This is a genomic window from Rhodococcus sp. OK611 (genome assembly GCF_003050885.1).
GTDB classification, from domain to species: domain Bacteria; phylum Actinomycetota; class Actinomycetes; order Mycobacteriales; family Mycobacteriaceae; genus Rhodococcus_G; species Rhodococcus_G oryzae.
The window spans coordinates 233,471-244,450 of the sequence record NZ_QAOZ01000005.1 but is presented as its reverse complement, the minus strand read 5'-3'; the positions used below and the strand labels follow the sequence as shown (position 1 = coordinate 244,450).

Genomic DNA, 10,980 nt, shown 5'->3' with positions numbered 1-10,980 from the left:
ACCGACACAACGAGGCTCGCTGCTGTGGATCAGTGACCGGTCACAAGGCGAACCATCGGATCCTTCGAATGTCGTGCCGCCGCTGCCGCGGCGTCGGCGACCAGCCGGTCGACCACGTCGGCGAAGCCGTCGCCCGCACCGCTGCCGCCCGCGGCGAGCAGGATGGTCGGCACCAGGCTGGTCAGGGCAGTCGTGACGATGGCCTCGACCGCCATGCCGCGGTCCGCGAGCGACGCGGTGAGCAGCTTCAGGCGCTCGTCCATCTGCCCGTAGGTGACGCTGATCCCGTCGTGCTCGAGAGCGATCTCGGCGGGCACCACCTCGGCCACCGCGGCGACCAGCACCGGCAGGTCGTCGACGGTGGGCCCCACGATGCTCGGCGACTCGTCGACGGGCGCGCTCCAGATGTCGATGTCGCCGACGATCACCTCGGCGTCATCGGCCACGGCCGTCACGATCCGCAGGAAGCGATCGGCGAAGCTCGAGACCGTGGCCTCGTCGAAGAGGGCGGCCGCGTAATTGAACGAGGCGGACAGGCTGGTCACCTTGCCCTCCGCGTCCCGGTTCTCCACGAGGGTCAGCTGCAGGTCGAGCTTGGCCGCGACCAACCCGCTGTCGAACTCCGACGCCGTCAGGTCCGGGAGCTCCAGGGTCGGACGTCCCAGGTTCTCGAACGAGAGCATCACCTGCGCCAAGGGCGAGTAGGCGGTCGACCGCTCCGGGTTGAGCCGCTCCACCACGCTGTCGAAGGGCACGTCGGCGTGCGCGTAGGCCTCGAGGTCGACCTTCTTGGCCTGCTGGACCACCTGGGTGAAGGTCGCGCCCGGGTCGACCCCCGCCCGCAGGACGAGCGTGTTCACGAACATCCCGACCAGACCGTCGAGCTCGGCCTCGCCGCGCCCGGCAACCGGGGTGGCGATCGCGATGTCCTCGCCGCCGGTCAGACGGGCGAGCAACACCGCGAGCGCGGCGTGCGTGACCATGAACAGCGTGGCGTCGTTGCCGCGCGCGATCTCGTGCAGTCGGGCGAGCAGATCCGCGCCGATCTCGAAGTCGACCTTGCCGCCGTCCATCGACTGCCGCGCCGGCCGCGGCCGGTCGGTGGGCAGCTCGATCAGCGCAGGCATGCCGCTCAGCGTCCGCTCCCAGAAGTCGAGCTGACGCGAGGCCAGCGACTCGGGGTCGTCCTCGGCGCCGAGGACCTCGCGCTGCCACAGCGCATAGTCCGCGTACTGCACCGGGAGCGGCTCCCAGCCGGGCTCGTGCCCGGTGACCCGCTGCCCGTAGGCGAGCATGACGTCCCGTGCCAGCGGCCCCATGGAGGCGCCGTCGGCGCTGATGTGGTGCACGACCAGCGCGAGCACGAACTCCTGATCGCCCACCTGGAACAACCGCGTCCGCAGCGGCGGCGACGAGGTCACGTCGAAGCCGTGGGAGGCGAACTCGACCAGCCCGCTGGTGAGCGCCTCCTCCGCGCATTCCACCGGGTCGAGATCGATCGGGACCGAGGAGACCGGGAGCACGACCTGCCGCGGCACCCCCTCGTCCGCCGGGTAGACGGTCCGCACCGATTCGTGGCGCGCGAGCACGTCCGTCACGGCCGAGCCGAGCGCGTCGAAATCGAGGCTGCCGTACAGCCGCACGGCGATCGCGATGTTGTACACCGGCGACGCGGTGTCGAGCTGGTTGATCAGCCACATCCGCTGCTGCGCGAGCGAGAGCGGGAGGCGATCCGGCCGATCCCCCGCCGCCAGCGCGGGCCGCGGCGCACGTCCGTCCGTGCTGACCGCGCGCGCCGCGAGATCCCGCACCGTGGACGCCTCGAACAGGTCGCGCACCCCGAGTGCCGCGCCCGCCGCCGAGTTGACCCGGGCAACCACCCTGGTCGCGGACAACGAGTTCCCGCCGAGGGCGAAGAACGAATCGGCCGCCGACACCCGATCCAGACCGAGCACCTCCGCGAAGATCCCGGCCACCAGTTCCTCGACCGGAGAATCTGGCGCGACGAATTCGCTCCCGTCCGAAACGAATTCGGGTTCCGGCAGCGCCTTGCGATCGAGCTTGCCGTTCACCGTCAGCGGCAGCGCGTCGAGCAACACGATCGATGAGGGCACCATGTGCCCCGGCAGGCTCTGACCCAGGAACTCCTTCAACTCGGCGGCATCGACCGCCTCCTCGGAGACCGGGACCACGTACGAGGCCAGCAGGATGTCGCCGGACGGACCGGGACGCCCGACCGTGACCGCGAAGTCGACCGATTCGTGGGCGCCGAGCGCGGCGTCGACCTCGCCGAGCTCGATGCGGAAGCCGCGCACCTTCACCTGGAAGTCGCTGCGGCCCACATACTCGATTGCCAGGCCGGTGTCCGTGCCCGGCGCCTCGATCCACCGCACCACGTCCCCGGTGCGGTACATCCGGCTACCGGGCCCACCGAACGGGTCGGCCACGAAGCGCTCGGAGCTCAGGGCTGCCCGGCCGTGGTAACCACGGGCCAGCGCGACCCCCGAGACGTACAACTCGCCCGCGACGCCGACCGGGACCGGGCGCAGTCGCGCGTCCAGGACCACGGCCGACACGCCACGGATCGGTCCGCCGATGGTGACGGGCTCGCCCGCGACGAGCCGGTCGCTGATGTTGGTCGCGACCGTGCCCTCGGAGGGGCCGTAGGCGTTGAACATCGCCCGGCCGACGGACCACCGCGCCACCAGGTCCGGGCTGCAGGCGTCGCCACCGACGACGACCGTGCGGACGGTGTCGAGTCCGGACGGATCGACGGTCGCCAGCGCCGCAGGGGTGACGAAGGCGTGGGTCACGCCCTCGGTCGCCAGGAGCGCGCGGAGTTCCTCGCCTCCGTAGATCTCCGGTCCTGCGATCACCATCGTCGCTCCGGCACCGACCGCGAGCAGCAGTTCGAGCACCGAGGCGTCGAAGCTGGGCGAGGAGAAGTGCAGCGTGCGCGAGGACGCGGACAGCGCATACCGCTCCCGCTGCTCGCTCGCGAAGTTCGCCAGTCCTGCGTGGGTGACGACGACGCCCTTCGGCAACCCGGTGGAGCCGGAGGTGTAGATCATGTAGGCGCTGTGCTCGAGCCGCAGCGGCGCCTGCCGCTCCTCGTCGGCCACGGCGTCCACCGCGAGGCCCTCGCAGCGCGCGATGAACTGCGGATCGTCGAGCACGACCCAGGTGACCGACTCGGGCAGCCCGGCGCGGTGCGCGGCGACGGTCAGCCCGATGCGCACACCCGAATCGGACACCATGTGGGCGATCCGGTCCTCGGGGTAGCCCGGGTCGATCGGCAGATACGCGCCGCCCGCCTTCGACACCGACCACACACCGAGCACGGATTCGACCGAGCGCGGCAATGCCAACGCCACGAACGTCTCCGGGCCGACGCCTGCCGCGATGAGCGCGCGCGCCACCCGGTTCGAGCGCTCGTCGAGCTCGGCATAGGTCAGCTCACGGCCGCCTGCGACCAGCGCCACCGACCGCGGGTTGGCCGTTGCCGCCGCCGAGAGCAGCTCGGGCAGAGTCGATCCCGCGACCGCACCGGTGCCGCGCACCGGTACCAGCCGGGCGCGCTCGTCTGCTCCGAGCAACTCGATCCCGCCGACGCGCGCATTCTGGTCCGCCGCGAACGCCTCGAGCACCCGCACGAGGCGGCCGAGGAAGCCCTCGACCGCGGCACGGTCGAACACCGACGGCATGTACTTGAGGTTCAGCTCGAGCGTCTCGCCGAGCAGTCCGACGACCGCGAGCGGGTAGTGCGAGCCGTCACGGACCCCGACATCGAGCAGACGCATGCCCGCGATGTCGGAGTGCTCGGTCAGCCCCTGCCGATCGACGGGGTAGGACTCGAGCACCACCAGGGTGTCGAATAGGTTTCCCTTGCCCTGCGCCGTGAGGATCTCGCTGAGACCCATGTGCTGATGGCCGAGGGTCTCGGACTGCTCACGCTGGACGCGGGAGAGCAGCTCCGCGACCGACTCCTCGGCGTCGAGCTCGATCCGGACGGGGACCGTGTTGATGAAGAGACCGACCATCGATTCCACGCCTGCCAACTCCGGCGGACGACCCGAGACGGTGGCACCGAAGACGATGTCGTCGCGGGCAGTGAGCTGGCCGAGCACCACACCCCATGCCGCCTGCAGCAGCGTGTTCGTGGTGACCTCGAGGGAGCGACCCAGCTCGGACAGGCGCCGGTCGAGGTCGGCGGACAGCGCCGCGGACACCTCCTCGGGCACCGCGTCCTCCGCGACCGCCTCGCTCCGCGCCGCCAGCAGGGTGGGTTCCTCGATGCCCGCGAGCACGCGCTGCCACCTGGCCTTGGTGGCCTCGGCATCCTGGGCCGCCAGCCACGAGAGGAAGTCCCGGTACGAGCGGGCCCTCGGCAGCACGTCGGACGAACCGGACGCCGCGTAGAGGGTCAGCAGATCGCGGATGATCAGCGGCGTCGACCAGCCGTCCATCAGGATGTGGTGGTTGGTGACCGTCAGCAGCCACTTCGCGGGCGCCGACTTGATCAGGTGGAAGCGGGTCAGCGGCGCCGAACCGAGATCGAATCGGGTGGTCCGATCCGCCTCCAGGATCCGCTCCACCTCAACCGCGGCGGCCTGCGGGTCCATCGACGACAGGTCGGTGTTGCTCCAGGGCAACTGCGCGTCGTGCAGCAGCACCTGCAGGACCTCGCCCCCGTCCTCGTCCTGCACGAAGGCGGTCCGGAAGTTCTCGTGCCGGTCGATCAGTGCCTGGCCGGCCGTCCGGAGACGATCGGCATCGACGTCGCCGCCGAGCTCGATCAGGATCTGCGCGGTGTAGACGTCGACGTCCGAGGACAGCAGCGAATGGAAGTACATGCCGTGCTGCAGCGGCGCCAGCGGCCACACGTCGGTGAGCTTCGGGTACCGCTGCTCGAGCCGGTCGACCTGCTTCTGCGACAGCTCGACGAGATTCAGGTCGGACGGTGTCAGTCCGCCCGCGTCGCTTCCGCTCGCAAAGGTCGCGATCGCCTCGAGGGCGCACGCCCACCAGTGACCGAGCGACCGGGTCTCGTCCTCGCTGAGCAGTCCGCCCGCGAACGTGAACGAGGCGGCGAGGTGTGCGTTCGGGCCCTCGCCCTCGATGCCTGCGTTGATCTCGACGGTCGCCGACAGCGGGGTCGTGCCGTCGGTGGTCGACATGAATCCGCCGATGCCGACGGAGTCGTCCGGCGTCCACGGAGCGCCGATCAGGTGCTCGCCGACCGACGCCGTGCGTCCCAGGTAGTTGAAGATGATCTGCGGCTCCGCCATGGCGGCCAGCCGGGCCCCGGTCGCCTCCCCGAGGTGACGCAGCATGCCGTAGCCGAGGCCGCCATCGGGAACCGCGAGCAACTGCTCCTTGACCGCCTTGACCACCGCACCCGCGGCCGGACCCGCAGCGAGCGCATCGTCGAGATCCGCACCCGCCAGGTCGAGGCGAACCGGGAAGATGCTGGTGAACCAGCCGACCGTGCGGGACAGATCGGCCCCGGCGATCACGTCGTCGTCGCGCCCGTGGCCCTCGAGGGACAACAGGACCGAGGACTCGTCGACGCCGCGGTCGCGGCGCCAGCGGGCGACCGCGAGCAACAGTGCCGAGAGCAGTCCGTCGTTGACGCCACCGTGGAACGCACGGGGGATGCTGGTCATCACGGCCGAGGTGACCTCGGGCGAGATGTCGATCCGGACCGTCTGTGCGGTCTCCGCCGTGTCTACGGCCGTGTCGAGCGCGCGCGAGCCGAGCACGGGGTCCGGTCCGTCGAGAACCTCTCGCCAGCGGTCGAACTCGTCCGCGCGGGCATCGCTGCCCGACTCCTCGGACAGGCCGTGCGCCCACCGGCGCATGGAGGTGCCGACCGGCTCGAGGGCCACCGGCTGTCCGGCGGCGGTGTTCGACCACGCGATCGCGACGTCGGGAATCAGCACTCGCCAGGAGACACCGTCGACGGCGAGGTGATGGATCACGATCAGCAGGCGACCCGCACCGGACGGAGAGGTCGTCCTGACCACGGCCAGCATCACCCCGGCCGCGGGGTCGAGCCGGTCGGCAGCCGCGTCGAGCAGTTCGTCGACGGCGGCCTCGAACTCATCGGTACCGGGCTCGACGGTGAGGGAGACCGCGCGCATGAGGTCTCCGGCACGCACCACACCGGGCTCGCCGACCCGGAAGATCCACTCCCCGTCCGCATGTCGCGACAGGCGTGAACGCAGCGCATCGTGGTGATCGAGCACGGACTGCAGCGCGTCCCGCAGGTGTCCGTCGTCGACGGCATCGGGCAGCGTCAACAGGACCGCCTGGGCCAGCCGATCGAAGCGCCCCCGATCGACCATCCACCGGACCACCGGCAACAGCGGGAGGTCACCGACGCCGCCGCCCGGCAACTCGTCGAGCACGAACTGGACGTCGTCGCTGAGCTGACGGCGCGTGACCACCTCGGCGAGGCCCGCGACTGTCTTACAGTCGAACACGTCGCGGGTGGTGAACACCGCGCCGGCCTCCTTGGCGCGGGAGACCAGCTGGATCGACATGATGCTGTCGCCGCCGAGGGCGAAGAAGCTGTCCTCCACGCTGACCTCGTCGAGGCCGAGCACCTCGGCGAACACCGCGGCGATGGTCTTCTCCATCGCGGTGGCCGGTGCCACGAACGCGGAAACCGGGGTCCGGAAGTCCGGTTCCGGCAATGCCTTCCGGTCCACCTTCCCGTTCGCGGTCAGCGGCAGCCGATCCAGGACGATGATCGATGCGGGCACCATGTAACTGGGCACCAGCTCACCGACGTGACCGATGACGGCGGCGACGTCGAGGTCGGCGCCCGCGGCAGGAACGGCGTAGCCGATCAGTCGCTGCCCGAGATCGCTCTCGTGGACCAGCACGGTGGCCGCCACCACGTCCGGGTGCGCGAGGACGGCGGCCTCGATGTCGCCCAGCTCGATCCGGAGTCCGCGGATCTTCACCTGGAAGTCGCTGCGGCCCTGGAACTCGAGCTCGCCATCGGAGTTCCACCACACCACGTCGCCGGTGCGGTACATGCGCGTCCCGGCGCCGCGGAAGGGGTCCGCAACAAACGTCGACGCGGTGAGGCCGAACCGGTTGCCGTATCCACGCGCGACACCGGCACCACCGACGTACAGCTCCCCGGTCACCCCCGCGGGGACGGGCCGCAGGTGCTCGTCGAGGACGTACAGATCGACGTTGGGCAGCGGCCCACCGATCGGGATCCGCCCATCCGGGTAGCTCGCGTGGTCGACAGACACCTCGTGGAAGGTCGTCATGTCGGTCACCTCGGTGGGACCGTAATGATTGACCAGTCGGGTGCCTGCCGAGGCGAGATGACCCAGCCGGTCCATGCGCATGGCCTCGCCACCGAGGAAGACCGCATCGAGCTTGGGCAGGACACCCCTGGTGTCGTGATCGAGCAGGACGTTGAACAGGCTCGGCGCCATGTTCGCGACCCGCACGACCTCGCTGTCGACGATGTCCAGGACCTCGACCGGGTCGAACGGATCGCCCGCGAGATGGACCGACCAGCCCTCCGACAGTCCCACCCAGACGTTCTTCTGGGTGGCGTCGAAACTGGGTGAGCCGGCCACGAGCAGGCCTTGGCCGGGCTGCAGCGCAACCTCTCCGCGGTACCAGTCCACGTTGTTCGCGAACCCGTGCATCGGGACCAGCGTCGGCTTCGGCCTACCGGTCGAACCCGAGGTCGAGATGACGTAGGCGATGCGCTCGCCCGCGCACGGCTCGGCCCACCGATTCGCGGGGGCGGTGGGATCGAGTTCGGCGACGGCGGCCTGCGAGATCGGATCGTCGAGCAGGATGATCTGGCCGTCGAATCCGGCCCGCTCCCACGCGCTCGTGGCGACCACGCAGCTCACCGCGCAGTCCTCCAGGATCGACTGCACCCGATCGGTGGGCAGCGTCGGGTCGACGTAGGCGTACGCGGCCCCCGCCTTCCACGTGGCCAGCATCCCGACGACCCAGTCCACCGACCGCGGCACCATCAGCGCCACGATGTCGTCGGCCCCGACGCCCCTGGTGATCAGCTCGCGCGCGAGCTGATTGGCGCGCCGGTCGAGGTCGCCCCTGGTGACGGACTTTCCGGACCCGACAACCGCGACAGCGCCTGCGTCACGCCGAACGCTCTGTTCCCAGCGATCGATGATGTTCGGTTCGAAGGGGGCCGACCCGCCCGCGCCGAGGGATCGGAGGTGCTCCGCCTCCCCCACCTCGAGGAGGTCGATGCCGCGCACCTCGGAATCGCGCGCCGCCGACAGGAAGCGCTCGAGATAGCTCAGGAATCGGTGGTGGTAGGCGTCGAGATCGGACGCGCTGTAGAGGTTGGGGTTGCCCTCGAAATCGATCTGGACGCTCTTGCCCGCAACGCTCGGGTAGAGGTTGACGGCCAGGTCCTCGACGGGGCCCGTGCTGAGCACGGTGAACCGGCCCGTGAGATCACCGAGCCGGATCTCGCGGTGGAACATCATGATGTTGATCGACGGTCCGAAGAAACCGCGCTGGCCGTCGACGGTCCCGGCATCGCGGCGCATGTCCTCGTGCCGGTACCGCTGGCGCCGCAGGGCGCCGGTCAGCTCGAGGTTCGCCTTCCCGATCAGGTCCTCGACGGTGGTGTCGCCCTCGATCCGCAGCCGGATCGGGACGACATTGGACACCATGCCACCCGACCTGCGCAGAACCGCGGACGATCGTGCGGAGACCGGCAGGCTCAGCACCACGTCGGCGTTGCCGGTCATCGCGGCGAGGTAGCCGGCGAAGGCGGCGACGATGGCGGGGGTCTCGCCGACGACGCTCGCGGACGCCGTCGCGCTGAGCAGCTCGGCCGTGGACGGCGGTACCTGCTTGCCCGCCACGGTGGCATGCGAGTCGACGGGCGCGGTGCGGCCCGCGAGGCTGGGCGCCGCAGGCAGGTCGACGACGCGCTCGATCCAGTACTCCCGGTCCCGCTGGAAGCGGTCGGAGTTGCGGTAGGCGAGCTCGTCCTCGTAGATCTCGACGAGATCGGCAGCCTTGCCCGGAGTGATCTCCCGACCCTCTACGAGCGCTGTGTACACCTCCGCGGCGCGGTTGAGCATGTTCATCGCGCCGAAGCCGTCGATGGAGATGTGATGGAAGCGGCAGTACCAGTAGCTGCGATCGTCGGCCAGCTTCAGAACCGTCGACACGTTGAGGCGCTCGACGAACAGGTCACGAGCGGATCCGTAGTCGTTGCGCATCCAGGCCTGCGCCGCCGCGATCGGGTCCTCGTGCCCGGAGAGATCGATGAACTCGACGCGATCGTCGATCGTTCGATCGACGATCTGCTGGGGAAGACCGTCATCGGCGATCAGTCGCAGGTAGGCGGAGCCGAGCTCCATGCCGGCGAATCGGCATGCCGCTGTGAGGACGTCCACGTCGAGGACACCGTCGACCTCGACGTACTGAGCGATGTTGAGCGGAACATCTCCTGCGGCCTGCTGAGCGAACCACATGCCACGCTGCGCGGACGAGAGCGGAAACGGTGCGGCATCCTGCGGGTGCGCGCTCACCTGCGCCCCTTCATCCGAAGATTCAGCAGGTCCGACCGTACCCAGGGCGTCCAACGTTCGCTCCCCCATCTCGACGACACTCCGTCGCTGTATCCCGTCATGGCCCCGCCCAAGCGGCGAAATGGTCTTCCGTTCAGTCCACCCATCACATCGCCGCTCGAACGATCCGCGTTAGCCGTTTTCCCGAAGTAACCCTGCGCCGCACACATAAGTCCACGTCAGCGAGGGTGCCCGCCATCAGTGAACAGCGCGCACGGCCCATCGACCGCGTCGAGGATCGCTCGATCGGCCTGTGCAGGTTGCGGAGCCTGCCTCCACCTCCCAATGACCCCCGTCACAGCACGCAGTCCCTGATGACCTGCAATACAGCAACCGAAATCATCGCACACCAAAGACGGGAGACCCATTCAGCCGACACGCGTTACGCGCTATTTGCTACCAGCACCCGACTGTTACTAGCGAGTAACTTATCGTTTATCACATTTCGGCGAAACCCGCCCCCGCGGACTAGATCAGCGCCCGTCCGGCGCCGATCCGCCGGCGAATGTCGCGCATCAGCACGTAGTTGGCTCCGTGCCGGACGAACCGAGGCAGGAACCGATTGACGAACGAGACGAATACGAACAGGTGCTCGAATCGCCTGCGATCGTCCTCGTTCCACTCGACCCGGAGCTGCTCGCGGAACAGCGGCGGCAGGAAACCGACGGTCAGGAACGTCAACAGGTTTCCGAAGACGAGCCGCAGCGGCCACCCGATCATCCGCAGGTTCACCAGGGCCATAAGATAGGCGCGGACCGTGTCGTCCATCGACACCCGCAGGCAGGCGTTGTTCCAGTAACGGTCGAAGTCGGCCCGGGTGGCCGGCCACATCTCCTCGGTGACCTGCAGGGTCGTGCCCAGTGTGCTCGACGATTGATAGAACGACTCCTTCTGTTCCTCGGACATCGCTCCGTGCAGGAGCTGGTGGGTGTCCTCGAACCCGATGTACAGGCAGGCCGCCACCCACATCTGGAGCTCGCGGTTGAAGGCGTTGTACTTGACTGGGCTGTTCTCGCCCGAGCGCACCTGCCGGTGTGCGACGTTGACCGCCTCCCGGTAGGCCAGGCGTTCTTCGTCGGTTCCCAGAATCGCGACGGTGAGGTACTGAAAGGTCGTCCTGGCCCGCTTCCAGGGATGGCGCATCAGGCTGCCGGACTCCACCTTGCTCTCGATCACCCCGTAGGCCACCTCGGGCCTGCTCAACTGCATGACCACGTTCGCCGCGCCGCCGGCGAAGGACCAGAAGTCCAATGCCTCGGAGATGTGCGCGGGTCGCCGCGTCCACCTGCGCGCGGACGAGGTGATCCGGATCCGGGTCTGTGCCGCGGTCAGGGCCGATCCGCCGGCCGGGGCACCCGAGTGGTGAGTGGGCATCGCTTCC

The 10,980-nt window shown here is 69.2% G+C and carries 2 protein-coding genes; both read right to left on the bottom strand.

The features are described from left to right. Positions 1-29 precede the first annotated feature (29 nt). Positions 30-9,560, bottom strand: a complete 9,531-nt coding sequence (locus tag C8K38_RS08345) for a non-ribosomal peptide synthetase (RefSeq protein WP_179800494.1) — start codon at positions 9,558-9,560, stop codon at positions 30-32. Positions 9,561-10,067: 507 nt separating this feature from the next. Continuing rightward, positions 10,068-10,973, bottom strand: a complete 906-nt coding sequence (locus C8K38_RS08340; protein ID WP_097211067.1) for an oxygenase MpaB family protein — start codon at positions 10,971-10,973, stop codon at positions 10,068-10,070. Positions 10,974-10,980 lie beyond the last annotated feature (7 nt).

Bases quoted from the DNA above. Each gene is read 5' to 3' on its own strand.
- C8K38_RS08340 (WP_097211067.1), bottom strand. From the start codon at position 10,973: ATGCCCACTCACCACTCGGGTGCCCCGGCCGGCGGATCGGCCCTGACC.